Annotated in this window: 20 protein-coding genes and 3 pseudogenes; 6 read left to right on the forward strand and 17 right to left on the reverse strand. The window is 67.5% G+C overall.

Annotation, left to right across the window (positions count from 1 at the left end; all coding sequences use genetic code 11):
• Positions 1–214 precede the first annotated feature (214 nt).
• Positions 215–967, forward strand: a complete 753-nt coding sequence (locus ABZS97_RS13655; RefSeq protein WP_356137097.1) for a hypothetical protein — start codon at positions 215–217, stop codon at positions 965–967.
• Positions 968–970: 3 nt separating this feature from the next.
• Here ABZS97_RS13655 and ABZS97_RS13660 read toward each other — a convergent pair.
• Positions 971–1844 (reverse strand): IS5 family transposase gene (locus ABZS97_RS13660; RefSeq protein WP_356137099.1). Its coding sequence is split into 2 segments (ribosomal slippage): positions 971–1454 and positions 1453–1844, totalling 876 coding nucleotides; the frame shifts between segments, so codons are not numbered across the junction.
• 268 nt (positions 1845–2112) lie between these two features.
• On the opposite strand from ABZS97_RS13660, the gene ABZS97_RS13665 reads away from it, so the two are divergent.
• The gene (locus tag ABZS97_RS13665; RefSeq protein ID WP_356137101.1) at positions 2113–2427 is read left to right on the forward strand and encodes a barstar family protein; all 315 of its coding nucleotides are present in this window, start codon (positions 2113–2115) and stop codon (positions 2425–2427) included.
• A gap of 395 nt (positions 2428–2822) precedes the next feature.
• Here ABZS97_RS13665 and ABZS97_RS13670 read toward each other — a convergent pair whose 3' ends face one another.
• The 5 genes from ABZS97_RS13670 to ABZS97_RS13690 all read right to left on the reverse strand — a co-directional run bounded on the left by ABZS97_RS13670 (position 2823) and on the right by ABZS97_RS13690 (position 11243).
• Positions 2823–6578: a P-loop NTPase fold protein gene (locus ABZS97_RS13670; protein WP_356137103.1), complete on the reverse strand. Its 3756-nt coding sequence runs from the start codon at positions 6576–6578 to the stop codon at positions 2823–2825.
• A gap of 858 nt (positions 6579–7436) precedes the next feature.
• Complete coding sequence (locus ABZS97_RS13675; RefSeq protein WP_356137105.1) at positions 7437–8942, reverse strand: S1 RNA-binding domain-containing protein; 1506 nt, start codon at positions 8940–8942, stop codon at positions 7437–7439.
• A gap of 1 nt (position 8943) precedes the next feature.
• Complete coding sequence (locus ABZS97_RS13680; RefSeq protein ID WP_356137107.1) at positions 8944–9180, reverse strand: hypothetical protein; 237 nt, start codon at positions 9178–9180, stop codon at positions 8944–8946.
• A 182-nt stretch (positions 9181–9362) separates the two neighbouring features.
• Complete coding sequence (locus tag ABZS97_RS13685) at positions 9363–10244, reverse strand: calcium-binding protein (protein ID WP_356137109.1); 882 nt, start codon at positions 10242–10244, stop codon at positions 9363–9365.
• Between the two features lie 657 nt (positions 10245–10901).
• Positions 10902–11243: a DUF5713 family protein gene (locus ABZS97_RS13690; protein ID WP_356137111.1), complete on the reverse strand. Its 342-nt coding sequence runs from the start codon at positions 11241–11243 to the stop codon at positions 10902–10904.
• Positions 11244–11608: 365 nt separating this feature from the next.
• On the opposite strand from ABZS97_RS13690, the gene ABZS97_RS13695 reads away from it, so the two are divergent.
• Both ABZS97_RS13695 and ABZS97_RS13700 read left to right on the forward strand, forming a co-directional pair.
• Positions 11609–13999 carry a tetratricopeptide repeat protein gene (locus tag ABZS97_RS13695; RefSeq protein WP_356137113.1) on the forward strand — a complete coding sequence of 797 codons (2391 nt, stop codon included), beginning with the start codon at positions 11609–11611 and terminating at the stop codon, positions 13997–13999.
• 208 nt (positions 14000–14207) lie between these two features.
• Positions 14208–14545 (forward strand): annotated as a pseudogene (locus ABZS97_RS13700) (IS5 family transposase); the annotation flags it as partial.
• A 518-nt stretch (positions 14546–15063) separates the two neighbouring features.
• Here the strand turns inward: ABZS97_RS13700 and ABZS97_RS13705 are convergent.
• The 3 genes from ABZS97_RS13705 to ABZS97_RS13715 form a co-directional block, all read right to left on the reverse strand.
• On the reverse strand, positions 15064–17235 hold the full coding sequence (locus ABZS97_RS13705) for an MMPL family transporter (RefSeq protein ID WP_356137115.1): 2172 nt from the start codon (positions 17233–17235) through the stop codon (positions 15064–15066).
• Positions 17236–17378: 143 nt separating this feature from the next.
• Positions 17379–17786: a DUF302 domain-containing protein gene (locus ABZS97_RS13710; protein ID WP_356137117.1), complete on the reverse strand. Its 408-nt coding sequence runs from the start codon at positions 17784–17786 to the stop codon at positions 17379–17381.
• Between the two features lie 591 nt (positions 17787–18377).
• Entirely contained in the window at positions 18378–18665 is a 288-nt protein-coding gene (locus ABZS97_RS13715) for a metal-sensitive transcriptional regulator (RefSeq protein WP_356137119.1), read from the reverse strand.
• A gap of 311 nt (positions 18666–18976) precedes the next feature.
• Here ABZS97_RS13715 and ABZS97_RS13720 point away from each other — a divergent pair, with 311 nt between their 5' ends.
• The gene (locus ABZS97_RS13720) at positions 18977–19147 is read left to right on the forward strand and encodes a hypothetical protein (protein ID WP_356137121.1); all 171 of its coding nucleotides are present in this window, start codon (positions 18977–18979) and stop codon (positions 19145–19147) included.
• A gap of 211 nt (positions 19148–19358) precedes the next feature.
• Here ABZS97_RS13720 and ABZS97_RS13725 read toward each other — a convergent pair whose 3' ends face one another.
• The 4 genes and pseudogenes from ABZS97_RS13725 to ABZS97_RS13740 all read right to left on the reverse strand — a co-directional run bounded on the left by ABZS97_RS13725 (position 19359) and on the right by ABZS97_RS13740 (position 21714).
• Positions 19359–19625, reverse strand: coding sequence for a hypothetical protein (locus ABZS97_RS13725; protein ID WP_356137123.1), 267 nt, complete (start codon positions 19623–19625; stop codon positions 19359–19361).
• 733 nt (positions 19626–20358) lie between these two features.
• On the reverse strand, positions 20359–20697 hold the full coding sequence (locus ABZS97_RS13730) for a thioredoxin domain-containing protein (RefSeq protein WP_356137125.1): 339 nt from the start codon (positions 20695–20697) through the stop codon (positions 20359–20361).
• 295 nt (positions 20698–20992) lie between these two features.
• Positions 20993–21181, reverse strand: a pseudogene (locus tag ABZS97_RS13735) (hypothetical protein); the annotation flags it as partial.
• A gap of 44 nt (positions 21182–21225) precedes the next feature.
• Positions 21226–21714, reverse strand: a complete 489-nt coding sequence (locus ABZS97_RS13740; RefSeq protein ID WP_356137127.1) for a hypothetical protein — start codon at positions 21712–21714, stop codon at positions 21226–21228.
• A 346-nt stretch (positions 21715–22060) separates the two neighbouring features.
• On the opposite strand from ABZS97_RS13740, the pseudogene ABZS97_RS13745 reads away from it, so the two are divergent.
• Positions 22061–22237 (forward strand): annotated as a pseudogene (locus tag ABZS97_RS13745) (IS5/IS1182 family transposase); the annotation flags it as partial.
• A gap of 240 nt (positions 22238–22477) precedes the next feature.
• Here ABZS97_RS13745 and ABZS97_RS13750 read toward each other — a convergent pair.
• The 4 genes from ABZS97_RS13750 to ABZS97_RS13765 all read right to left on the reverse strand — a co-directional run bounded on the left by ABZS97_RS13750 (position 22478) and on the right by ABZS97_RS13765 (position 26033).
• Positions 22478–23017: a hypothetical protein gene (locus ABZS97_RS13750; RefSeq protein WP_356137129.1), complete on the reverse strand. Its 540-nt coding sequence runs from the start codon at positions 23015–23017 to the stop codon at positions 22478–22480.
• A 615-nt stretch (positions 23018–23632) separates the two neighbouring features.
• Positions 23633–24097: a hypothetical protein gene (locus ABZS97_RS13755; protein WP_356137131.1), complete on the reverse strand. Its 465-nt coding sequence runs from the start codon at positions 24095–24097 to the stop codon at positions 23633–23635.
• Between the two features lie 176 nt (positions 24098–24273).
• Positions 24274–24747 carry a hypothetical protein gene (locus ABZS97_RS13760; RefSeq protein WP_356137133.1) on the reverse strand — a complete coding sequence of 158 codons (474 nt, stop codon included), beginning with the start codon at positions 24745–24747 and terminating at the stop codon, positions 24274–24276.
• A gap of 227 nt (positions 24748–24974) precedes the next feature.
• Positions 24975–26033, reverse strand: coding sequence for a helix-turn-helix transcriptional regulator (locus ABZS97_RS13765; protein ID WP_356137135.1), 1059 nt, complete (start codon positions 26031–26033; stop codon positions 24975–24977).
• Positions 26034–26599 lie beyond the last annotated feature (566 nt).

Here is a 26599-nt window from a genome sequence, read left to right on the forward strand (position 1 = left end):
AATCGCGGTCGCTGGGCGCCGGGGGCCCGAACACACACCGTGCCTGCGGCCGCACGGTCGCGGAGCGAAGAGGCACTGAGCGGCCAGCGCCCACGGCGATCGAATCCAGCCCGGCCTTGACTACATGAGTAACTCCAGGACTGTCACGTGACAGGAACTGGGAAGAGCCAGGCATACGGGGCTTGGCGCCGAATGCGTACGGAATGGACCGGACGTGACCAGCGTAATTCGTGCGTCGGGTGACTTGCCTGCTGCCTTCACCAGTTTCGTGGGGCGGCAGCAGGAGATGGCTGAAGTGCGCCGTCTTCTAGGGCGTGGGTTTCAAAAGCGTCGGCCAGCCACCGATGTCATCGTCCGCTACGAGGCCATTGCATGCTCTGACGCGCCAACACGCACCAGTGCTATGTTCCGATCGCGAATCGAACGGCAGTTGCTGGGCACGGGGGCTGGGGTGGCTTTGCTGGAAGCGCTGATCACGACCGTTACTGGAGCGGCCTCGGCGACTGCAGGAGTGCTGGTAGGTGGGATCGTCACCAGACGGGGCCAGGACCATCAGTGGTCGCGAGATCAGCAGCTCGTTGCTTACCAAGAACTCCTCGGCCACTACGCCAAGTTCACGATGGAGATCAAGCGCGCACACGCCGAACGTCGCGGCTGGGACTACGACTGGGCCGAGTGGAGCGCCGTTCTGACGAAGGTCAGCTTGATCGCTCCCGTAGAAGTTGCGGGAGAGGTCGACAGCTTCGGCCAGTCGGTCGACCGCTTCTTGGACCGCGTCGCGCGAGAAGTCGATCCGGTCCGTACGCCACTTGGCGAAGAGGAGTTCCGGGAGGCCGGCGCGGAGGTGGCTCAGGCGCAGGTGCGACTGGTCAATGCGATGCGGCGGTCGCTGGGAGGTGGACGGAAGGCGCTGACCTTCTGGATTGGAGGGTCGCACGCCGGCCCAGGGAGTCGCGGATCGTTGTAGTGATCACAGCCACTCGTTGATGACGGCGATGGTGACCGTGGCCTCGCAGCGGACGGCCAGTTTGTCGTACCTCGTGGCCACCGCCCGGTGACGCTTGAGGCGGTTGATCCCGCACTCGACTGCGTGGCGCTCGCGGTAGTCGGCCTTGTCGAACTTCGGCGGGCGACCGCCGCGGGTGCCCAGCTTCTTGCGGTTGCGGATCTGGTCGGACTTCTCCGGAATCGTGCAGCGGATGTCGCGTCTGCGCAGGTAGCCGCGGTTCGCTCGGGACCCGTAAGCCTTGTCGGCCCGGACCCGGTCCGGTCGGCAGCGCGGCCTGCCGACGCCCACGCGCGGTACCCGGATGCGCTCCAGGACCGGCTGGAACTGGGGACTGTCGTGCCGCTGGCCGGCGGTGACCAGGAAGGACAGCGGCTTCTGTCCGTGCTCGACCGCCAAGTGCACCTTCGTGGTCAGTCCACCGCGCGAGCGTCCGAGCCCGTGGTCGGCGGGCTCGACTGCGACTCCGCCGGGTTTGTCCTGCTGCAGATCCCCCTTTTCGAGCGCCTGCGGCATGCTGATGCGTCCGCGCGACCGTGGAGTCCACGCTCACGTCCCAGGTGATCAGGCCTCTCGCGTCGGCCTCGGCCTGCAGCTGGGTGAGGATCCGGCTCCAGGTGCCGTCGCGCTGCCAGCGACGGAAGAGGCCGTAGACGGTCTCCCACTCGCCGTAGCGTGCGGGAACGTCGCGCCAGGGCGCGCCGGTCCGCGTCCGCCAACGTATGCCGTTGATCAGCTGCCGCTTGGACCAGACCGGAGGCCGCCCCGGCTTCTTGCCCCCCGGCAACAACGGCTCCAGCTCGGCCCATTGCTCGCTCGTCAGATCTCCACGCCCCACGAGTGGATCATGACAGGCCTTGATCCACTTATGAAACAGGCCCTAGGTGTGGCGCGGCTGGTGGCCTTGAGCGGAGCGGGCGGGGTGGGCAAGACGCGGTTGGCCTTGGAGGTGGCTGCGGCGTCGGCTCGGGCACACCTTCGCCACCTTCGACCACTACAGCTCGTTCGCCTACCTGGGCCAGTACTGGCCGCAGGGACCGCTCATAGCGCGAGCAGTTGGGGCGGAGGTGTACCTCCGCCCCAACTGCTCGAGAAGGAAGACCCTCATGACAGGCACGACCGCCTGGATCAGCCCGCTGACGCAGGGGTGGGTCGGCATCCCCACGCGCAGGGAGGTGGCCGCCTCTCACTGCCGCACCAGCCGCGGTCTGTTCGCCGAATGGGCCGAAGGGCTCGGATTCCTGGCCCATTTCGGCCGCAACTGGGACGCCTTCCGCGATAGCCTCGGCGACGCCGTGGCCAACACTGACGTCGATGCATCGGACCCACACAACCCGCCCCGCTGGGGGTCCTCCTGCGGGAAGCCGGGGACCTCCTCGCCGACGAGCCACCACAAGCCGTCCGGATCCGATCATCGTTGACACCTGAGTCTCCGGTCACTCCGGAGATCTGCATGTCGAATTCCATGCGGGCGGGACCATCCCCGCGTGCGCGGGGAGCAGTCGCGCTCCAGGTCGTCGCCCTGGATGGGCTTGGGACCATCCCCGCGTGCGCGGGGAGCAGACTGCGTGACCTGCGGCTCCATGGCCACAACGCTTGGGTTTCATAGAGTTTCATCGAAGCGGTCGAACATGGCATACGGCGCGTTTCCGGAAACTCGATGTTGGTCGGCAGCGGATTCTACTGTCTGCCCACTGCATGCCGAGCGGTCGGGTTTGAAGTCGCTCAGACATCGGGCGATTCCCTGCAGAAGCCTGCGTCGCTTGGGATTTACCTTGACAAACTGCAGCTCGTCACGGAGCGGCTGTGCCTTCCGCTACGGGAGCGGGTGCTGTCGCTCCAGGGTGCTGACGATGCGGCCGGTCGGGAACGAGAGCCGTCCCACCGGGACGACCCATTGGGCCCACGCTGACAGTGGTTCCGGCAGGGGCAGCCCGGCGCTGGCAGCCGCGGCCGCAACTTGATCCATGCTGCGAAGCAGAGCCTGCCACTGCTGTGCTTGTACTGGCGTCATGTGCGGATCGGCACCGTTACGCCAGGCGGCGGGCTCCCGGTGCGGGGTCAGCGTGGTCCGAAACTGCGCCCACGTTTGATCAGGGTCGCGTGCTGCGGCATGGTGCAGGTGCAAGAAGAGCGCTGGCCCCAGGGACGGGTAGGAGATGAGCGCGGCGAGCAGCACCATGCTGCTCCGGTAGGGCCAGTACGTGACCGGTTGCTGTCCATTCAGCCTGCTGCCGGGCGGGGAGACGTGCTGTTCGGCGAGGTCTGCGTTGCGATGTGCATGGCGCATCGCTGTGAGCAGGCCGTAGCTGTTGGCGAACCGCTTGACCGCCCGTGGGGTGGACACCAGCAGTGGTGGGCCAAGGAGATCCATGAGCGTGATCTCGTCTGGGGTGAGGGTCAGGGGGTCGACCCGCTCCACGACGCGGGCGGCGGGCAGCTCTGCCCAGGCATCGGACGGCTGGGTGTGTTCCTCACTGTCCGTCTCAGGTTCAGGAGCCTGCGGCTCGGTTGGTGGCACTGGTGTGTCCGCCTCCGGGGGTGTGGGGGCGGCTGGTGTCTCCGGCGTTTGGGCAGTTGCCGTGCCGACCAATGTCCGCAACAGCCGCTGGTATCCGTTCGTGTTGAGGGGCGGCAGGGTGAGAACCACTTGGAAGATCTTTTCCAGGTACTGGGTCGGGGTTGAGCGCCACAGTTCCTCGTCGTCGGGGTCGACCGAGCTCCCTTCCTCGGTTTCGTCCTGTGCGAGAGGCGAGGGCACGTCCACCAGTTCGCGGTAGTGCGAAGCAATGGAGCGCAGGAGCCATCGGGGATCGACGGCTACCACGACAACGAACAGCTCGACGGCCAGCAGCAGATGGATGGCCTCCAGCATCTCGACGACGCGCTGTGGCGGGCAGCGATCAAGATCGTCGATATAGAGGATGATCCGGTCGATCCTCGGCAGTTCGTCATCTACTTCATCGGCACGTGCCCCGCCGCTGCGGTCGGGCTGGCCATCAGAGGCATCGCTGCCGGGAACCTCCGTTCCGTCTGCCAAGTCACGGCCTGGGCCCTGGGCGTGAGTGGGGATCGCCCGCTCCTGCGTGGCACTTGCCAGGAGTTCGGCCATGCGCTGGAAATCCTCGCGGATCTGTGTCATCACTCCAAGGCGGCCCCGGTAGCTGCCCTCCGTGGCCCGCTCTATGGCCAGTCCTGCCAACTGCCCGGCGGCCGTCAGGTTCTGCAGCTGCGTTTCGAACGCGTGGACCTCGGCTTCGGCGACCTCCGCGGCTGTCTCCATGCGCTGGCGCTGCTGCGTTCCGTACCGAAGGGCTGCCTGCCACGCCTTGCTTGCGCGTGCCTTCGCCGCGTTCGCGAACTGTGCTTTCAGGAACAGGGCCGCGAGCAGGCCGGCCACGCCCGGAACCGAGGCTGCCCAACGCCACACGCCTGGAAGACCCCAGACGACTGCTGCGGCCACCACGGCCAAAGCGACAACAAGGCTGAGGAGCTTCACGATCACGGCTGCGGGAACTCCACGGACAAGCCGCCATGCTGCTCTGCCTGTCTCCTGGAATGCCGCAGCGCTGCGAGCAGCCTCCCGGAAGACTTCTTCAGGGCGCTCACCGGCGAGAAGTCTCAACTCCTGTTGCTGAGCCGGCGGCAGTGAGTCCCAGGGGCCTGCCGGTTCGCGGAGGGCTCGCCGCAGGTCATCCCGACGCGCGCGGGCCGCTCGCAGCCGTTCCCTGAGGCCCCGCTCCGCGATCAACTCCGCTGTCAGCCGGGACTGCCGACGCTGTTCGGACGCCAGATCCCCGTCCGTGGGAGTGGCGAGCTGAGCGAACAGTTCGGCGACCAGGCTGGCCCAGAGGTCCGTCTCCGCGTAGTGCCAGGCGTTGAACTGCACCTGACGGACCGCGGTATGGGACAACGGGTTGTCCGGCCGCGCTGCTGTCTCAACCTCTTGGCGCAGCAGGTTGAGGAAATGGCTCTTGCCTTCACCCCAGTCCCCAAACAGCCCTACCGCCAAGGGAGGCGTGGCGGTGCGCGCGGTGACCAGTTCTGCCAGGGCGGCTGCATCGTCAGTGCGGTCCAGCTCGTCCACAGCGGGAACGGCATCCGACCTGTAGGCCGGCAGGAACCTGGGCAAGGGGCGATCTTCGATGATCTCCCAGGGCCGGATCTCCTCGCGGCTCCCAGTGAACAGAGTCGGCCGGTCTCCAACCTGCCCCCAAATACCCCAGCGGACCCCAGTTGGGTGACCGGTCAGCGGTTCCCCCAGCGGTGCGCCACGGACCGGGTCCCAGAGCCTTACCGTTGCGTCGTCGCCTCCGGTGGCCAGCACGGGACGCCCCTCGATGCTGCCCCAACTCCCCCACCGCACGGTGCCGGTGTGCCCGATCAGCCCACGAGCTGTTGAAGCACCAGGACCGGCGGTGAAGAGGTTCACGACCCGACCGTCACCTCCTGCCGCCAGGACAGCCTGGCCGCCGACAGTGGCCCATTTCCCCCACAACAGGGGGCCGGCGGCCCTCGTCTCACTGACCAGCGTCACGGTGGACGGGGTGGTGTCAACGCTGGTCATCTGGACCTTGCTGCCATCACCGCCGGTAGCGAGGACGGGCTGGTGGTCGACGATCCCCCAGGCCCCCCACTGGGTGGGACCCGTGTTTTTCTCAATTCCCCGAGTCTGCCCGGGTTCCCATAGGTTCACTACCTCGTCTTGGCCACCCGTGGCCAAGACCGGATGGCCGTTGGCCATCCCCCACGCTCCCCACGAGACAGGATGGAAATGACCGTGGAGCGGATTCCCCAGCGGCAGCCCCTCGGCTGGATCCCACCACCGGACCGTTCCGTCCTCTCCCCCGCTTGCCAGCACCGGCCGTCCCTCAATGCGCTGCCATGCCCCCCACAGCACAGGACCATCATGGCCGGTGAGCGAATGCGTGACGGCCGCCAGCGACGACGGGCCCTGGCCCGATTCGAAGTGGCCCCACAGGCTAATCGTCCCGTCCTCTCCCCCCGTGGCCAACACCGGCCGACGGCCAACCGACCCCCAAGCCCCCCATCGCGCAAACCCCTCGAAGCCGCGGACGGACAACCCGGCAACCTCGCTGGACGCCGACGTGGGAACCCAGAAGCTCAGATCGCCAAGGCCTGCTGCGGTGAGAACAGGCTGACCGTTGACATACATCAACGCCCCCCAATCGCCAAGGGAAGTCGAGTTGGCGTTGAGTAACGGCTGGCTCAGAGGCACCCCCCGCCACCTAGGACTCGGCGTACCCGACGGTACGTCCAGCACGCCGTGGCGTTCGCCAAGTTCGCGCAGGTCGGAGTGGGCGCCGTAGATCTGGAGGGCGGTTGCGAGCATCAGGCGGAACGTCGTGGGAGCGCCGGCGTCGATCTGGAAGAAGATCTCGTTCCAGAAGTTGAGCGGGCTGGTGAACGCGGGGACCTGACCCCGCGGGAAGCCGATGTTGTCCAGCAGTAGTCGGGCCGAGTCCATGTCGCGGGAGATGTCGGCGATCGCACTGAGGAGCGTGAGCCGTTCCTGGGGAGTGAGCTGAATGTCCCGGGGCGGCTGATTCATTTCTCCAGCTGTCTCCACGCTTAGCCCCCTCCGGCCGGGCGTACGGACAAGATGTCCTCCAGAGCGACGCTGAGCGTGCTCGGCCGTGTGTCCGGATCCGTCCGACCTGCGTTCGCCGGCTGAACCTGGGCCTCACCAGGACATCGGCAGTTCGGGCATGACGGAGTATCAATACCCGCTTGTGTGGGCTTGCGCGGCCCCTTTCAGACTAATGGCCGCATGTAGGGCAGGGACCGGTATCGGTGAACTCGGACCACGACAGAGGGCCATAGCCGGCTTCCAGTACGGCAAGCAGGGACCATCCCCGCCTGCGCGGGGAGCAGATTGCGTGACCTGCGGCTCCGTGGCCACGATGCTTGGGTTTCATAGAGCTTCATCGAAACGGTCGAACGTGACATACCGGGGAACTTTCGAAAGCCCGATGTCAGTCGGCAGCGGATTCTACGGTCTGCCTACTTGATGCCGGCGGTCAGGGATTGAAGTCGCTCAGACAGCGGTCGACTTCCTGCAGAGGCCTACGTCGCTGGTGATTTACCTGTATCCATCGGGCCATGACGGGTGCAGGGGAGCCCCGCTCAGTGAGCTGAACCGGATTTCGTAGAGGCCGTCCCACTGAGGCTCTGTACCGTCGTTGGGTTGCTTGAGGGCATGAATCTCGGCCCGGCAGTTGGGCGACAGCGGCGACGACCTCCTTGTCGGACGCGACGCTCAGGGCAGTCAGCCCTTGGGGTGCCGGTTCCTGACGCAGGATTCAGAGCTCTCTCCAGAGCCACGCGCGGAGATCGTCGAGCTCGCGCCGAATCGTCAGGCTGCGCGAGGGGATCGTCCAACTCGGCCTGCATCGGATCCCTCTCGTCCTCAGTCACGCGGCTGACTTTCTGTAGTGGAGGCGAGGGCCTGGACTTGCGACAGGGCGGTACGACGGCGCGCGAGATCGACGTCGATGATCTTCACAGTGAGGGCGTCGCCGACCTCGATGACGTCTTTGGACGATTCATGCAGCTCGCTGGTGTGCACGAGGCCCTGGAAGCCGTCTTCTCGGTCTTCGATGCGCACGAAGACGCCGAACGGCACGATCTTGGTGACCGGCCCAATGACCACTTGGCCGATCCTCTGCGCGATCTGCGGCCACGGGTCGTCCTGCACTGCACGTAGCGACAGTGGCACCCGCTCCCGGACCATGTCGACGTCGAGGACCTGGGCGGTGATCTCCTGGCCGACGCTGACGACGTCGGAGGGGTGGTTGATCGGACGCCAGGACAGCTCCGGAATGTTGATCATCGCAGTGAAGCCGCCGATGTCCACGAAGGTGACTCCGAAGCTGGCGATGGCCGTCACCGTGCCTGTGACGACCTGGCCGCGCCGCAGGGTTTTCAGGAAGGCCCAGTCCCGGTCGCTGGGCGTCGGCTCGGTCTGCCAGCGTGCACGGACAACGCCGTCGCTGTCGGGCAGTACAGCTGTGAACAGCGGGTGCCGCTCATCGGTAGCCAGAGATACGACACCTGCAGCACACGCGCCGGCGAGCTGGGAGGTCACTGCCTCGAACTGGGTCTCGTCCACGACGGTGCTGGTGATCCGCCCGTCCTTGTCCTCCCAGATGACTTCCACCAGGCCCTCGTCGGGCAAAGAGGCCACTGCCGCGTCGATGTCGGTGAGAAGGTCCGGCCAGACCGCCAGCTGTGCGCGCGGGGTCAGCTGAGAGCGCACCGCTTCGGGGTTGTCGCGGGTGAGGCGGTGCCACCGGGAGGCGTTCGCGGCGTAGGTCTCCTCCAGGAACGTGGCGCGGTGGGCGCTGACCGCCCAGTGGAGGCGGGCCCAGAAGTCGGCGTCGGCCGGGCGCTGTACGCGCACTGGGTGGTCGGGGGCGAACTCGTACGGAGAAGCGTCCAGACGTTCCGGGAACAGCCCGAGCGAGCGGGTGCGGGCCAGCGCCGCTTCGCAGGGCAGGTTGCTGCCGATGTAGAGGTACTGGTCCCAGCCGACGTGCACCGCGAATACTCCCTCCGTCTCCAGGCGGCACCAGGCGCCGTTGTCGCGAAGCATGGCCCGGACGAGTTCCAGGCCGACGGCGGTCGGCACCAACGCACCGTCGTGGAACCCGGCGAGGCCGGCTGGGAAGAGGTCCGCCAGGCCGTCGCCGTCGACCGGTGGCTCCAGGCCGAAGGGGGCGAAGCCGCCGATCTGCGGCTCGCGGATGGCCAGCTGGTCGACACCGGACTCTTCGGCGAAGACGGCGATGGCCTGCAGGTACGCGGCTTCGACTGGCCCGTGGTCGCTGATGGAAGGCTCGGTCCCGGTGTAGTGGCCGTGCTCATCGCGGTCGGCAGGATCGTACTTGGTGACCCGGTAGACGTAGGGCAGCACGTCACTGCCCGGCCGAGGTCGAAGGCGCGGGTGCGTTCTGGTGGCGTTCAAATACGCGGTAGACCATGGCGCGGCTGACGGAGAAGAGTTCGGCGATGGTGTGCTCGCCGGACTGGTGCTGCCGGACCAGGTGCGTCTGCTGACGGGCAGTGAGCTTGGGCTGCTTCCTTGAGTCTGCCCTTGGCCCGCGCCACCGCCATGCCTTCGCGGGTGCGTAGCCCTTGACGCGTTCGCTCATGCCCGGAGCGTACGGCAAGCCCCCGCTGAGCATACAGATCACCGGACACCCTAAATGGGACACCGTCAGCGCAGGTCGATCATCCCGACCGAGCAAGATCACAATTGTTCGGTCGGAGTTCCTCTCACGTACGCCGACGGACGAGTGCCCAACAGGCGTCAGGACCCGGGCAGGTAGATGAACTACCCCTTGGTGGAGGGGCGTACATCGACGTAGTCGCCGGTGGCCTTGGCCGGGCCGGTGGTGGAGGTGCCGGTGAAGTTCCAGCGCCAGTAACCGTCCTTGACCGCCTTGACCGTGGTGCGCAGGGTGCCGGTGTTGCTGGTGCTCACAGTGGCCACCGTGGTGTAGATGCTGCTGTTCTTCGGGCGGAACTGCAGTTCCACGGCCCGGCCCGCATATCCCGCATACCGGTAGGTGTCCCAGTTGGCCCGCACCAGCGTGCCGGTGACGGCGATACGAGCGCCCTTGGCCACCGGTTCCGGTGCGGCGTTGACCGTGAGCCGCGCGGCACGCTTGAGGCCGAACGACCCCACACCGGGGGCGAAAACGGAATCGCCGTCGTTGGCGTCGGCCAGTGCGTCGACCGACCATGTTCCCGCGTTGGTGTTGGCCAGGTCCACCGGATCGTCACTGCCCGGGGCCGGGTGGGCGTTGACGGTGAACACCGTCGTGCACGCTGTCGCGGTCTCGCAGAACGCGTCGGTGGTGTAGAAACCGCCGTGCGGCCCCTTCAGATCCACATCGGCGAAGGACAGGCCGGAGTCATCCGATCCGCTGACCGTGACCGGGAAGACCACGTTGTGTGTGATCCCCACGATGACGTCATGGCCGGAGTTGATGGTGGCGCCGCTGACCACCGGGGCACGGGGTGCGGTAGCCGATGCGGCATCGGCGGAGGCGCCGATGCCCGCCAGCGCAACGGCGACGGCCCCCACCAAAGCGGTGCGGCTTCTCGCACGGCCGCCGGGCCCGCGGCGTAGGACACGTGCGGCGGTGACGGGCGAGGCGATGTCGCGCCGGCCGCTCGATCTGTCGCCCGGTGATCCGGCGAAGCGGCTCATGAATCCTCCAAAGGATGACAGGGGCCTTGCCACCAACCACCCCACGAGCAGCAGCAGTTGGTGGCGAGCTCAGGAAACGGATGGGTGTCACCCCATACGACTCCCGAACCAGCCCGACCGTTGCCCCGGCGGGACCGGGAAAACAACCGCCATCGGAGCCGGACACCAGACGGACAAGACGACAGGGCCGGTACCGCTTCACGCGTGGCCAGGGCTCATGTCAGGCTCCGTCCCGTGGAAATTCCCGATGTCCTGACCGACGTGGCGCAGAACGGGCCGGCCGGGCCCAGCGTTGAGTGGAGCCCACTGGGGTGATGCGACCGCAGCCTCGGCGAACCGAGGGGCGTCGAAACGATGAGCCGGGACAGAAGCTGGCCGCGGCTCTATGCCTACGAGGAGTTCACGGGGCGGGAGGGGGCGGAGGGTGGCCGGGGCTGACGTGGGTGATTCAGCGGCGGGTCGTGCTGGCGGACCGGGTCGAGCAGCTGGGCAAGGAACTCGCGAAGGCAAAAGCCGTGGTGGCCCGTCTGGCGGCGGCCGCAGCAGGCCGTTGCCCGGCTCGAGGCACACCTGCGCCACCGCCGGCGGCCCAGGCCACCGTGCTGATCGCAGCTCTCAACGAATGGCTTTGATCGGCGGTGGCCTTCTCGTCTTCGTTCACCAGTCCCGGCTGGCGGTCAGCTCCTCCGCGTCCGCGTCCGTGAACCCGTATGCCGACGCGACGAAACAGAACTCGTCACAGATCCACTCACGCGCAACCGTCTCGATCTCACTCCCGGCCGCCACGAACTCCCTGTCCAGCAGGTTGAACTCCTCCGTCGCAGCCTGGGTGAGCGCATACAAGGTCTCCAGATCCGACGGCCGCTCGGCCTCAATTCGCTCGCACAGCCGCAGCAGGATGGCCTTCCCCTTGTCGACCACGTGATCAGGGAAGTACGAGTCGCCGTACATCTGCCGCAAAAACGCGTGTCCCGCTACCCGCTGGTTGGTGATCGGCATGCCACTCCCCTGTCTCCGCTACGAGCTGACGCGCCGATCATGCCCGGCAGCACTGACAACGGCTCAAAAGCCGTGAACGTGAGCCGGGCGTCACCCTTGCAGATCGCCAACCCGAACCGGGCATCACCCGTGAAGGGCCACCGTCCGGAAGCCGGTGCAGCCCGCAAAGGACGCCAACTCGAACCTGGCGGCGTCCTCGAAGACCCGCACCACGAACACGGCGCCGAATCTGAAAGCCACCGACGCGAACCCGCCGACGCCCGTCAAGACCGTCAGCCCAAACCAAACGACACCGGCCCGTTGGCTTACGGCCCGCTACCAGCGAGGGTGGATGTGGAATCTCGTCTCAGCCTGAGGAGCGGCTGGTGGAGCAACGCCGAACTGGGGACCGAACCGCACAGGACGCTGCCGGCTTTGACGGTGACGGATTCGACTTCCGGCGCAGCACGTTCCACGGCCCGGTGACAGGGAAGATCGCTTATTACCATGAGCCGTCTCGACCGCCGGCCTCGTGGCCGCATCAAGTCGGGGCAATCCCTGCGCAGGCGGGGGGCTTCCAGGATCGCGCGGAGACCGTCCTCCTGGACAGAGCCCTCCTACTGACGGGCGTAACCGGTGTCACGCATGCCACGCCGACAGCGGTCCTGGCCGGCCTGGGAGGGACGGGAAAGACTCAACTCGCCGCCCGCTACGCACGGACCCTCTGGCAGAGCGGCGATCTAGACGTGCTGGTCTGGGTAACCGCAGCCGAAACATCCGCCGTCATCTCCTCCTACGCGGCAGCGGCGACGGAACTGCTGGGGAGCACATCACCTGTCAACGCAGATCAGGCCGCCACCGCATTCCTGGCCTGGCTGGAGCCCAAGTTCGGCCAGCGTCCCTGCCGCTGGCTGGTCGTCCTCGACGACGTGACCGACCCTGACCACCTGTGCGGCTTATGGCCGCCCGCCAGCCCCACCGGCTGCACGCTCGTCACCACCCGCAGTCGCGAGCCCGCTCTGTTGGCCGGCCGTCAGCTCATCCCGGTCGGAGTCTTCTCTCCGGCGGAATCGCTCGCCTACCTCAACGCCGTCCTGGCTGCCCACTGCTTGGCCGAACCGCAGGAAGTGGTAGCCGCCCTTGCACATGATCTGGGACACCTGCCCCTGGCCCTGTCCCAGGCCGCTGCCTATGTCGCCGAGCTCTCTGACGTGGGAATGAACTGCGCTCAGTACCGCCGGCTGTTCTCGGACCGCGCCACAGTGTTGGATGACACCGCACCCGCTCGCCGACCCGATGGACAACGGGAGACGGTAGCCGCTACCTGGGCCCTGTCCATCGAACGAGCCGACGCCCTCCGGCCCGTGGGATTCGCCCGCCCTCTGCTTCAACTCGCGGCGTTCCTGGACGGCAATGGAGTCCCGGATGCCGTTCTGGTCAGCGCACCGGCTCGTGCCTATGTCACGCGGAACCGAAGTGCATCCCACTCAACAGCTCCTGCTGACAAAGCCCATGCCTCCACGCCGGCGGAGCCAACCGCTCGCCCGAGCGCAGCACACACCACGGCTGACGGACTGCTCTCCGAGAGGGACGTCCGCCTGTCGTTGAGTATCCTGCGCCGACTGAGCCTGATCGACCGTCCCCCCGAAGCCGTGGCCGCCGAAGTCCGCGTACACCAAATCGTCCAACGAGCCGTCCGTGACTCCCTCACCGGCCCCCAGCGCGATGATGCCGCCCGTGCGGCTGCGGACGCCCTGGCAACCACCTGGCCCTATGTGGAGCGCGATACCTCACTGGCGCGGCTCCTGCGCGACAACACGGCCGCCCTGGCTTCCTGTGCCGAGGACGCGCTCTATCGGCCGGGCGCGCATGCGGTGCTGTTCCGGGCCGGCCGCAGCCTCGGCAAATCCGGCCAGGTCGCCGCTGCCCGCGACTACCACCGTCGGCTCGTCACCAGCACGACCAAGCGTCTTGGCCCCGATCACCCCAACACCCTCACCGCCCGGCACGGTCTGGCTCGCTGGACAGGTCAGTGCGGAGAGGCTGTCAGGGCAACGGCCATCTTCTCCGCGCTGCTGGACGACATGGTGCGTGTTCTGGGCTCCGATCATCCGGACACGCTGGGCGCCCGGCACCATCTTGCCTACTCGTGCGGGCAGGCGGGTGATGCACCCGCTGCGGCTGCCGCTTTCGCCGGACTCCTCGAAGACCGAACCCGAGTCCTGGGACCCGACCACCCGCACACCCTCGACACCCGGAGCAACCTTGCCCGGTGGCGGGGAGAAGCGGGCGACGCACCCGCTGCGGCTGCCGCCTTCGCCGAACTCCTCGAAGACCGAACCCGGATCCTCGGCCCCCACCACCCGCACACCCTCAGCACCCGAGCCAACCTTGCCTATGCCTGGGGACAGATGGGTGATGCGGTAAAAGCGTCAACGGCCTTTTCCGAACTCCTGGACGACATGGTCCAGGTGCTGGGACCCGAGCACCCTTCCACTCTCATCACCCGTGAAACCCTGGCTGAATGGCAAGGTGAGGCGGGAGACCCTGCCGGAGCCGTGGCCGCTTTGACCGGCGTAGTGGAGGACATGACGCGGGTACTGGGGGCCGACCATCCTCTCAGTACCACCAGCCGGAAGACCCTCGCCCATTGGCGCACACGAGAAGAATCGGGGCCGAGGAGCAGTGGGTTGCCCCGCCGAGGCTGGAAGAACTTGATGATCTTTGTTGCCCTTCGACTGATACGACACTCGCCTGCACCGGAGAGGCGCTCCTGACCCGTACGTTCTCCCACCTACCCGCGTGGTCCGCAAACCGAGGCGGGACCCTGATCATTTGACAGGACCCCGCTCTGCAGCGGCCCGACGGACCGAGCTGTCAGTCGTCGATCCCAGCGTTGTTTCGATGCTGAGCAGGAGCAACAGAACTAGGCGCTGTTTCTCGGATCTCGCTTCGTGGGTGGGGTGTTGGGGGCAGGCTGACTGCCTGGGACGCGGAGACCTGACGAATGCGGAGTGGGATCGGCTGGAGTCGTTCTTACCTCGCGGTGGTGCGCGTGGGGCCGGTGGAGTGATCACCGAGGGGTGATCAGCGGGGTGCTGTACCGGGTCCGTACAGGGGGTCAGTGGCGGGATCTGCCCGAGCGGTTCGGGCCGTGGGAGACGGTCTGCAAACGCCATCGTCGCTGGTCGGCGGACGGTACCTGGCAGATGCTTCTGTCCAAGGTGCAGGCCGCCGAGGACGCCGCAGGGCGGATCGACTGGGACGTGTCCGTCGACTCCACGGCGGTGCGGGCTCACCAGCACGCCGCCGGCGCAAGCAAGGCACCGCCCGCCGCGGTTCAAAAGGGGCTTCGCCCGGGGACGAGGCGCCGATCCCAGCACGTTGACGCTCATTTGATTCAACCGAGACCCTCGTGCCAGGCAGATGCCGGCGTGGGGCTTTCGTCGTCTTGGGGGCCGTTGGGAAGTCGCCAGTGCCCGCCAGCGGGATCGGTGTCTGAGCTGGGACTCCAGGGCCGGTTCGGGCCGGGAGAAGTCCACGCCAACGGCGGGGCCCAGTGACCGTCGAGCACGCCGACGTCAGCCCCGGCCGAAGAGGCGCTTCCAGATGTTTCCGGCGGGTGTCTCCCGCTGAGGGCACGTACAGCGTTGGGACTTGGGGACTCCGGCCAGCACCTGTTCGACGTGCATGCCGCAGCCGCGATAGGTGATTCCCTGGCATGTCCGGCAGACCGCTCGCTGGCACATGGGATTTCTCCTTCTTCGAGGTGAGAGTTCTTCGGTGGTTGGAGAGAGGGGAGGTCGCCCGGGCCTTGTTCCAGGCCACCTCCCCGGTCACTTCAGCCGTGGCTGAAGTGGATGTCGGGCAGGATGCGCCTCAGCCAGGCAGGCGTGTGCCAGGCGGCGCGGCCGGTGAGGCGGAGCAGGACCGGCAGCAGCACGAGGCGGACCAGGGCGGCGTCCAGCAGGACCGCGATGCCGAGGACGATGCCCATCTCCTTCGGCGGCAGGGGCCCGGAGAGGGCGAAGGTGAAGAAGACGGCGACCATGACGGCCGCAGCAGCGAAGATGACGCGTCCCGAGTGGCCGAGCGCGGCCACCACGGCGGTGCGTGGGTCGCCGGTCTTGTCGTAGTGCTCCTTGGCCGTGGACAGCAGGAAGACCGTGTAGTCCATGGCGATCGCGAAGATCATGGCGAAGAAGAACACCGGCGCCCAGCCGTCCAGGAAGCCCTGGGAGGTGAAGCCGAGCAGTTCGGCGCCGTGGCCGTCCTGGAAGATGAGCCGGGCAGCCCCGAAGGCCGCGGCGGTGGCGAGCAGGTTGGTGAGGGTGCCGATCAGCGCCACCAGCGGCGCCTGGAGGGCGACGAGGAGCAGCAGGAAGCCGAGGGCCAGGATGACGCCCATGACGAGCGGGGTCTTGTCGTCGAGGGTGGTCTGCAGGTCGAGGTTCTCGACGGCTGCGCCGCCGACGAGAGCGCTGCTTGGCAGGTCTCGGCGTAGTGCGTCGACGGTCTTCTCCAGGCCTGGGTCGGACGGGTCCACCGTGGGCACGGCCTGGATGAGCGACAGAGAGCTACCGTCTGCGGCCGGCTGGGCCGGCATCACGCCCGTGATGGCCTTGTTCGCGGCGAGTTCCTTCGCGGTCCGGTCGGCCTCGGCGGTCGGGGTGACGATCTGCAGGGTGCCGGGGGCGCCGTCGCCGAACGCCTTTTGGACGGCCTCGTATCCGACGCGCGAGGAGTCCTTCTCCGGAACGACGGTGATGGACGGCATCGCGGTGCGCAGGCCGATCACGGGGGCGGCGAGTGCGACGAGGACGAGCAGGGCGGGAAGGCCGTAGCGGAGGGGGTGGCGCCAGAGACGCTCGCCCCAGGCGGTGAAGCGCGGCGAGGAGCCGTCCCCGGTGGCCGCGGCGCGGGCGATGGGCAAGGACGCCGCGTTGACACGGCCTCCCAGGCGGCCCAGGACGGCGGGCAGCAAGGTCAAGGTGGCGGCCAGGACGAAGACGACGGCGAGCATGATGCCCAGTGCCATGGACCGGAAGGCCGGAGCGGGTACGAGCATCACGGCCGACAGGCTGACCAGGACGGTGAGCCCGGACAGAGCCACGGCCTTGCCCGCGGTGTCCATGGTCTCGGCGACGGCGCGGACAGAGTTGCCGTGCCGGGCGAGGGCGGCGCGGAAGCGGACGACGAGGAAGAGGGCGTAGTCAATACCGAGCGCGAGGGCGAACATCATGGCGAAGTTCATCGCCCAGATCGATGTCGGTGTCGCGTGGTTGAGCAGGACCAGGGCGCCCGCGGAGGCGGCGAGCCCGGCGATGGTCAGCAGCAGTGGCAGCCCAGCGGCCACAAGCGAGCCGAAGGCCAGCACGAGGATGGCCATCGTCACCGGCCAGGACACCATCTCCGAGTGCATCATGGCGTCGTGGTTGGCGGTGTTGAAGTCGCTCCACATCACCGACGATCCGGTCGCGCTGACCTCGATGCCGTCGCCCGACAGCTCGGACAGCGGCTTCTTGAGGTCATCGGCGGCCCGGACCATGTCGTTCGTGTCGGCGCCGGCCCCGGCGAGCAGGATGGCCGCCTTCTCGTCTTGGCTGATGGTCGCGCCCGCCTGAGGCTGTACGACGGTCGAGATGCGTGAGTCGTGCTCCAACAGGGCGGTCGCTTCGGCGATCACCTTCCGTACCGAGGGGTCGGACACCTGCTTGTCGGTGGTGACGACGACCTGGACTGCGGAGGAGGCGTTGCCTCCGAAGTGCTTCTGCGCGAGTTCGCGCACCGTCACCGACTCCGACCCGTTGGCCTGCCATCCGGCCCCGGCCAGTGCCGAGGTCACCTGCGGCGCGAAGGCTCCGAGGCCGACGACCAGGACGAACCACAGCACCAGTACGAGGCGCAGGCGTCTGGTGGCCCAGACGCCGAGGCGCCCCAGCACGCCGGGCAGGACTGTCGGCGGCCCGGCAGAGGAGTCCGCTGCTTCCCGTGTGGATTGGGCAGTGGTCATGCTCAGTTCCCTTTCGTATACCCGGAGGATGGTTTTCCAGCACTGACTGCCTAATACCCCTGGGGGTATATGGGTGCGATGCGTCTGCCTCGGAAGAGGTGCGACAAAGGCCACGCACCGGAACCCGGGCAGTTGCAAGGCCGCTACGCGAACCTGTCCTTCACTGCGGCCAGCACGGCGTCAAGGCGGACGGCCGCTTCCTCGGCGACCGCGGCAAGCGTGCCGTCACCCGTCAAGGTCACCGACATGTTCGGCTCCACACCCTGGACGAGCACGCCGTCACCATCGGCGCGGACGACGACGTTGCACGGCTGGAGCAGCCCCACGCTCCGATCGGCATCGAGTGCCCGGCGGACCAGGGGCGGGTTGCAGGCGCCCAGGATGACGCGGTCCTCCATGTCGTGATCAGGCTTGGCCCTGAGGGTGCTTTGGACATCGATCATGGTCAGCACCCTGAACCCCTGGGCTTCCGGCTCTTCCCGCACTGCGGCGACGGCCGTCGCGATGTCGGCTGCCACGTGGGCGGTGCGGCCGTATGACGGGTCCGGCATTCGACTCTCCTACTGCTCACCGCCGATAGCGCTCACATACCCACCGGGGTATTGATGAGATCAGAAGATACCCCCGGGGGTACACCTCAGTGACTATATACCCCGGGGGGTAATTTTTCGAGTGGGCCACCGCGCTCTTCGTCGACACCCAGGGCTGGGCAATCGCCCCCACCGATCGCCCTCTGATGCCGCAATGAGTCTCTATAGCGCCAGGCGGACGCTCACCGGCACCCCGCGGTCGGCAACAACGTGCAGCGGCCGGCACTGGGCACGCACCCGGGGCGGTCATCACCACCTCGCACCGGCCTGCGGGACCACACGCCCGCTCGGGCGCCTTTCATGACCGGCGGACCGTCGACACCAGCCCGACGTCACGCTCAACCCGCCGACGCGCTCACCGCACGGGCTTGCACCCGGCCCACCCGAACTGAAGCGCCCTGACTGCCACGGAGATCTGGGCGCCACCCGGGACGGGGAACGTCTACCGGTGAAGGCCGGGGCCGCGACGCTTCAATGAGCCTCGTCCTCACCCGGCAAAAAGGGCACATCCGCCGTGTACGGGAATGGCGGACGCGCCCCAGTCAAGCTTCCTCAGGCCAGCGACAGGAACAGCTTCTCCAGCCTGGCGCGCATCTGATCCTGGTCCTTCCCACCGCCCGCGCCGCTCTCCGCGTCCACGATGCACTGCTGCAGGCCGGTCGCGATGATGGCGAAGCCCGCCCGGTCGAGCGCTCGGGAAGCAGCGGCAAGCTGCGTGACGACGTCCTCGCAGTCGCGGCCTTCCTCGATCATCCGGATCACCCCGGAGATCTGCCCCTGCGCCCGGCGCAGCCGGTTCAGCACCGAGCGCAACTCGTCGCCCGCCAGCTCAAGCTCCACGAATACTCCTCCCAAATACCCCCAGGGGTAACTATACGGTAAACCTCTCCCCGCCTGCGGCTCCGGACGTCGTCCGGACGCCCCCTGCCGCCAGTGCGGTTGATCGGCGTGCATCACACCAGCGCGTCGATCAGCATGACGGTCACAACCGCCAGCAGCACGAGTGTGAAGGTCCGCTGGAGCGCGCACCCGGAAACCCTCGGGTGTAGACGCGATGCGGATGGCTGTGGTCGACGTCGAGGAGCACGAGCTGGTGTGGATCGCCTTCTGGACCTCCGAGGAAATTCGTACGCACTCGAAACCGGGCGTTCATGCCGGCTGACAACGGGCCGTACCTGATCGACCGTGTCGACGGCGGACTGCACCAGATCGGCGTCGTCTCCGCGGTAGCCGGGGAGTGGGAGGCCGACTATCGAGCCGGATACGTGGGCTGCCGGTGCGCACCGCAGTGGACGATCCACACGATGCGCTATGCGGAGTAGCCGCTACGCGCGGACGCATGCACGCTGTGCGGACGCTGCGCCAGAGGCTGCCGGCGCGCCCGCCTGCGGAGGCCATCAAATACGTGAGCGCGTTGTTGGACGGTGATGCACCCGCGCGTCTGGTGGCCGTTGCCGCCAAAGAGCTCGTGGAGCCGCTCAACCCGGTTCTTGCCGTGCAGACGATTCTGAGCAGGGAGGAGTCACGAGCCGGTCAGAGACCTGAGGGATGACTGGAAAGCCAGTCGGCATGCCGATCGCGCATCCGGTCCCGTTCCTCGGGTGTGGCGAGGAAGACGTCGGCGCCACCGTCGTAGGGGTGGTGGATGCGCTGCATCCGTGTGTCGGTGATGAGGACTCCCGCCACCTTGTCGTCGGCGATGTCTCGGAGCGACTCGTCGATGCAGCCACGCCGCCAGGGCCGACGGGCGGCGAAGAGGTGGCAGTAAGTACGGAACTCAGGGTCAGGATCGTCCTCCACCAACAGACTCTGCCAGTACCCCGTGACGGGTTGCGATGACGGAACCTCGGCTTCGGTTGTCCAGAGCGGAGTGATCACATAAACGTCCGCACCAGCGAACAACTCATCGAGGACGGTGTTGTAGCGCCCCAGGACTACGGTGTACTCGCTCTCGTCCTCCGCGTACCGCTTCGACTCCGGCAGACTGTGAAAACGTACCCAGACATCTCGATATGGGTCACGGAGCTTGTACCCAACCGGAGGGCAACTGGGCCAACGCTGCTGCCACAGCTCCGTCAAATCCGCCTGTCCGTCTCCAGCCACCCGCCACACTCGTCCCTCGCGTATGAACCTACCGACGGCCATGATGCCGGGGCGCACCCACGAGAGAAACCGACTTCTTTGCTGTCGCTTCGCCGGCTGCTGAGGTAGCCGGCCCAGTCGCGCTTAACGAAGTTCGTCCAGGCCGTCGGGGGGTCGAGCTGGTCCCGGTGAGAGCGGCGAGGATTGAGGCAGGACCGTCGGACGCCAACGCAAGGCGGCCAGTGTTGTGGAAAACCCAGGAATGCACGCTCCTGGAGAACAGCTCAAGGCCGCCCACACCGCGATCGCCGCACTCTTCCACGACAACGAAGCCCTGCGGCAGCAGCTCAACAAGGACACCGGAAGCACGGTCACCCACTTCCGGCGAGAATTGCGGCAGCACGCCCACGGCGTGCGTGACGGGCGTCGCGGCCACAGTGCCGGCGGTCGCTCAGAGGTGGCCGTCCAGGCACTCCCGTATCTCGGCGATGGTCATGGGCCCCGTGCCGTGCGCCACCGCCTCTCCCTCCTTCAGCAGGACGTAGGACGGGGCTCCGGTGATCCCGTATCGCTCGGTTGCGGCCGGACAACGTGTGATGTCGGTGCGGACGGCCGTCAGGCGACCCGTGTAATCGTCGGCGATGCCACCCACGACGAGGTCCATCGTCCGGCAGGGCTCGATTGCCTTGGGCCATGTCCCGGTGAAGTATGCGAGGACCGGAACTCCGCTCATCCCGAGGATGAAATTGAACTCCGCGTCCTCACGGGGTTGGTGAACCCGCTTCGCCATGGAAGCTCCTGACTTCGCGTTCCGTCATTCCGTCCCCATCATCCCTCACGCGGTGGGCCAGGCCGGCCCGGTCGATCGTCCGGCTGACCTGCCGGAAGGGAGGCACGGGGCCGTCGCAGAACCACAGTGGTCCCAGCGCGAGCGGCTCTGCCACCGCCCCTGGTGACCCGGCCCGGCCGCCCCGCCGGTCATCCAGCTGCAGCCCGCCACGCGCCCGTGGGTCAGCTCGGGCCACGACAGTTCCACTTGAGTTGACGGTTCACCTCGACGCAAGAACGCGGCTGGTGATCCCCAATCAGCGGCGGCCGGTGGCCAGGATGACGAGGAACTGGCCGCCGCCCGCCTCGATGTCGGCGGTGACCGGCAGCCCGGGTGCCAGTTGAGAGAACCGGTCCACCAGCCAATCCGCTGCTTCTTGGGCGTCCTGCCTGGTCGGACAACGGCCCACCATCTCGCGGCCCCCCTTGCGCTCCAACCTCGCGGCAGCGGTGTCGGACAGCATGATGAGGGCCGCGAGGTGCAGTGCAGTTACCCCAGGGGCGCGAATGGGTTCGAGAACGAGGTCAGGTCACTCACGCGGACCAGGCTGAGCTCGCTGGGTTCGATCTCGGCGCCGGACAGGACCAGTTCAGTGCTCTCGACGCATCCCCGTGCGACCCAGTAACGGTTGCTGCTGTGGCGCCAGAGTTCGAACGTCATGGGTTTCCCGTCGGTGGTGATAGTGACGGGTTCGGAGGCCGGCAGGCTGGCCGGGGGTTCCTCGCCGGGGTGGTAGTAGTCCTCGAAAACCCGCTCCAGAGCATCGCCGCCCTCCGCGTTGCCGGAGGAGGCGCTCAAGACCGTGACATGCTCGACCTCGGGGTCGAATTGCGGAGAACCGAACCACAGGTAGACATGGATGTCGCCGGTGCCTCGGTTGTAGCCGTGCCCCGTGACCTGCCGTGATTCCGGCCAGCTGCCGTCGACAGCGAAGACGTTGAAGCCTTCTGCCGAACCGGGGCTGCCTTGATCGTGCATGGGATCTCCCTCTGCTCCTCCGTGATCAGGCATCCTGCCACCGCAAGAAAGTTCCCACGAGACCCGCTTGGCCCCTTCCGACTCGCAAGGGGTGGACACGTATCGGTTCGGTCACCTTGTGTCACGTCGCGTATCAGCCAAACGGTTCATCCTGTGTCCCATCCCCCGGCGGAATGCCACACTCTGTGACTGCGGTGGGTGGACCTCTGCTGTGATTGATCTCGGGTGTTGGGGGACAGCTGCTCGGCCACGGACGGCCAGTCGCCCGCAGTCGCGGGGATGCCGAGCCGGGCCCGTCCGCCGAACCCCCCGCGTCGCTCCCCATCGTGCAGGCCGACCAAGACAACAGATCCTGCCTCTCCTTGATGCGATCCCACCGATCCAGGACCCGCGCGGACGCCCGCGCACACGACCACGCAGGCTGTTCGCCGAACGGGGTCACGACTTCGACAAGTACCTCCGCCTGCTGCGGAAGCGCGGAATCAAACTGCCAATCGCCCGTCGCGGCGTCGCCCACCGCTCGGCCCGGGCAAGACTCACTGAGTGGTCGAGCGACCTTCGCCTGGCTCCCCAGTTCAAGCGCCAGCGCATCCGCTACGAGATACACGCCGCCCAACACGCCATCTGACGGCCGGCGTCACCGGTCGTGGAATTCCCAGCCGGGCCCGGGCCTCCAGGAGCGGCGCATGCACACGCAGCCTCCCTCCTGCGGACTCTTGGTCCAGGACGTCATTACCACCTGCACGGTGGTCTCCGTGGAGCCTCACTCCCCGGCCGGTTCGTCGAGGATCTCGCTGTAGTGACGACGCCGATGGGCAAGCGTCTGGGCGACCTCCTCGTCCGTGACTTCGGAGATCTCCCCCACGTACTTCAGGAGGTGCTCCCGCTGAGGGTGGTCAGCGCCTTGGACATACTCCGTGGTGGTGGCCACCCCGGCGGCGAACAGCAAGCGGTGGGGAAGACCGCACCAGGTATCGAAACTCGTGGAGACGGCTTCCCAGAGGAGCCAGACATCCTCGACGCGGCGTTCTTCGGCAACCCGTAGGGCCGCGATCTCGATGCAGTGGCTGAAGCCCCAGGAGTGCCCGTGCCGCCGTGTCTCCTGGATCAGCAGGAACCGGGCAAAGTCCCCATCCTCATGGCCAGGATCCCGGACCAGGGCTTCGAGGACCTGCTCCCGGTCCTCCCAGCGGATGTCGATGGGCAGCCCGTCCTCATCGTGCTGCCCATCGAACTCCACCAGTTCCCATCGTTCGGGGTCCTCGCGCCACCAGGCCAGGTCGGGTATTGCGGGAGGGCTCACTGGTGCTGGTTCCGTTCGGGAGAGTTGGCGTCACTGCGTAGGCCGGAAGACCTGGTCCATCGTGTTCTTGTCCAAGTGTCCATCAGACGGGGCGCGGAGCAGATCTGAGGGCTGAAGCCGCTGGTCAGGTCCGCGTAGGGAGGACGCGAACCATTTCGCCCGCGTCGGCCGATGTCCGCAGTTGGTGGTTGTCGATCTCCAGTACGGGGCCTGTGCACTCACCGGTGCAAATGATGATCCTGAAGAGACATCAAGTCACTGACACCGTGACCGAGTTCGCGGCCGCCGATGGCCAGGCGGATCCGTCGCCGGAGGCCGCGAACGGTCAGGCAGAACTGATGGTCGCCCCGCCGCAGCGATCAGCAAGGTGCCCTGGGGCACCAGCCGCGGTCACCAGCACGGCCAGGACCAGGCCGAGACAGTCAACGATCACGTGCCCGCTTGCGCCCGCCCACCCTTTTGCCGCCGGCTCGGCCCGACGTCGCGCGCGGGATGTTCGCCGCGGCCCGAACCGACGGCGAGTCCACGATCACCGCCGTCGGATCCACCGAGCGGCCCTCCTTCACGCACACGCGGTCGCACTGAACGGGGCTGCGGCCGGCTCTCCTGCCGGTCTCAGCTACACGCGCCGATCTTCTTGTAGCCGATCCAGAATTCGCCCCTCGTGTTCACGTTGGCATTCGTTCCGAAGTGCTGGAGCGTGTGCGCGCCCCAGATCTCGGCCAGTCGGCCCTGAGAAGTGCTGTCGATGGTGACGGATGGCGGGCCCACGATGGTGCCGTGGAAGGTTGCGGAGGTGTCGCCGCCCGGCGCGCGGTCCGTTGCGCTGCGCCAGCAGGCCGTTCCCGTCGAGATCACACGCAGAACCAGATCGCCGTTCGTCTGCATCCGTACGAGGTAGTTGCCGTTACAGATGGCCTTTCCCGACTGCAGGGTTCCGGAGAACGCGGAACCGACGCATCCCGCTGCCTGCGCCGAGTCTCCCGCGGCGGTCGATGCGCCGGCGGCGGGCGCAGTGAGGGCGATGGCCCCCAGGGTTGCAGCGGCCAGTGCTGTGGCCAGAGTCCGATTCCTGTGCACTGATTCGGTCCTTTCCTGTACGAGCCGGGATGTGATGGGGTGAAAGCTGTCCCACGGGTCAACGTGAGTCTTGGGCGGCGGTTGATGTCCTCGGTGCCGAGCCGGACGCGGCATCGCATTCGGCTCCTCGAGAGGTGCGCTGACGCGTCCTTCCTCGGTGGTGGCCGATGGGGGTTTCACCACCAGGGACCGCAGTAGGAGTACCCGCTGGGGTAGACCTTGCCGCAGGCGCGAAAGCGCCAGTTGTGGTCATTGCTGGTGTGCTGAGCCGCGGTGGTCTTGGAGGACTTCGAGCCGAGAGTGAAGGGCCCGCATTGGATCCAGCTCGCCCCGCCGTCCCGCGTCCAGTCCATCCACACTTCGTCCTGCGGGAAGGAGATCCCGCTGGCCGCGAGGTGGGCCCAGCCGCGCTGCACGCCCCCGACGGTGCCGTATTCCAGACTGAAGTGACTGCCTCCGATCTCGAAGGGGTAGCCGGGCACCACCCTGCCCGTGAGGCTGTCGGAGATGTCGGTGAATCCGTTCCGGCCGCCGTCGCAGTCGGAGGCCGCGGCATGGGCGAAGCCAGCAGGTCCGGCGATCGACAGACCGCATCCGAGTGAGAGTGCAGCGGCGGTGGCCGTCAGGCCGCGCCGCAGGCGGTGCGCCATGGAGGTTCCCCCTTGTTGGTCGTACCCGCTCTCCGGCGGATGGGCAGGGCTCGTGCGCCCCCGGCGCGGAGCAAGGCTCCGCCGGCCCGCGCGGGCCGGGTCGGCGCGCGTTGAGTTGGTGAACGGGCCGGTGCATCTCGTCCTGCTGTCGCGCCCGTCCCGTTCGGCACCTTCATCAGGGTGCACGTCGCAGCCGGGCCTGTCGTTACGGCAGAGCGCACAGGCCTTTAGTCCGGGCGCACTGCCGTGCGCTGCCGACGGAACTGGCTCGGGGAGAGGCCGTAGGCGCCGCGGAAGACCTGGCTGAAATGCGCGGGGCTGGCAAACCCCCAGCGGGCGGCGATCGCATGAATCGGGCGGGCGGCCGACTGCGGGTCGGCCAGGTCGCGTCGGCACTGCTCCAGGCGGCAGGCGCGGACCCAGCCGGCCACCGTGTGCCCTTCCTGCTTGAACAGCTTGTGCAGGTAGCGCAGGGAGATGTGATGGGCCGTGGCGATCGCATCCGGGGTCAGGTGCGCGTCGCCCAGGTTGTCCGCGATGAAGGCGTGGATACGGGTCATCAGCGCGCGCCGCCGGGTGGGAGGCGCCACCGTACTGGAGGCGTCCGGAACGCCGGCCGACGCGGTGGCCGGAGCGTCGGGAGCTGGGGCGGACAGCCGGGCGGTGGCGGACGGGCTGGGCCCGTGCAGTTGCCAGGCGACCAGCGGCAGGCAGTGCGGCGACAGCGCGCCGATGCCCTGCGCGCCCGGGATGCGCGCCGTGCCCGGCCACCGCGGGTCCCGGGCGGGCAACGGCAGCAGGAAGCGCGGGAAACGCAGGAGCAGCGTCTGGCTCAGCGGAGACTCCGGGGCATGCTTGGCCACTTGGAGACCCGGGATGTCGAACAGCGCCAGATCTTCGACGCCCGGCTCTGCGTGTCGGCCCGGCTGCGCAAGCGGGCCTGCACCGCGCACGAAGCAGCCCGGCTTGAAGGCCCTGGGATCGGCCTGGCGAACGGGCCGGGGCGGGCGGTGGGCCGGAGGCGGTATCGCGGTCATCAGCGTGGCCTGTACCGGGCCGAATCCGCTGATACTCGCTTCAGCCGGAAGCCCGCTCTCCATCCCCGGATCGCAGGGCACCCACAGCCTCGCGTTCACCTCGCGCCAGAAGGCGAACCACTCCCCCGCCGAGATCAAAGCCGCGCTCACCACGTCTATCTCGTCTGCCCATACTGCCGTCGTGGCGGGGGCACACCAGCACTCGAACAGGCCGAACACAAGCCGCCACCGCCGCTGCAGGAGGGTCATCACGAGGTACCCGGGCAGGAGTGCCATGGCCTTGGCCCTGCCGTCTGCCGGCTGGACTGCGGTGCGCCGGCCGACCGGAGCTGGCGCGTCTTTCCCCCGTGCCGCCGCCCCTGTGCGCTCGCGCCGGCGAGAAGCAAGGAGACGGCCGCCGCTGAAGCCAGCGCGGCCGCCGCGTAGTTCGTCCATCGCATAGGTGAGCCTCCGTGGTCGGCATGCCGGCGGCGGGATTCCCGCCGCACCGTCCATGACGGTGCAGGCTGTTCTCTGTCGCCTTCGCTGCAGGGCGCGCCGTCCAGTCTGGAGCCGGGGAGCAGACCTCCAGGAGTGCCAAGTGGCCTGTCTGCACGTGGAGTTGTCATCACTAGGCGTGACATATGTCATTTGGCAACCGCTCAGAACCATCTCTGAACTTCGAAGTCGATCGCCGTCTACTTGTAGGCCTGGCTCAGCGTCCAGATCGCCCAGCCGATCACGGCCAGCGGAATCACGACGACCGCGGTGCCAAGCGCGACACCCACCCGCGCCCGGAAGCGATCGGCTCCCTCCCGGCCCCGCATCCTGCGCAG

The organism is Streptomyces sp. NPDC005485, assembly GCF_040606085.1.
GTDB lineage: Bacteria > Actinomycetota > Actinomycetes > Streptomycetales > Streptomycetaceae > Streptomyces.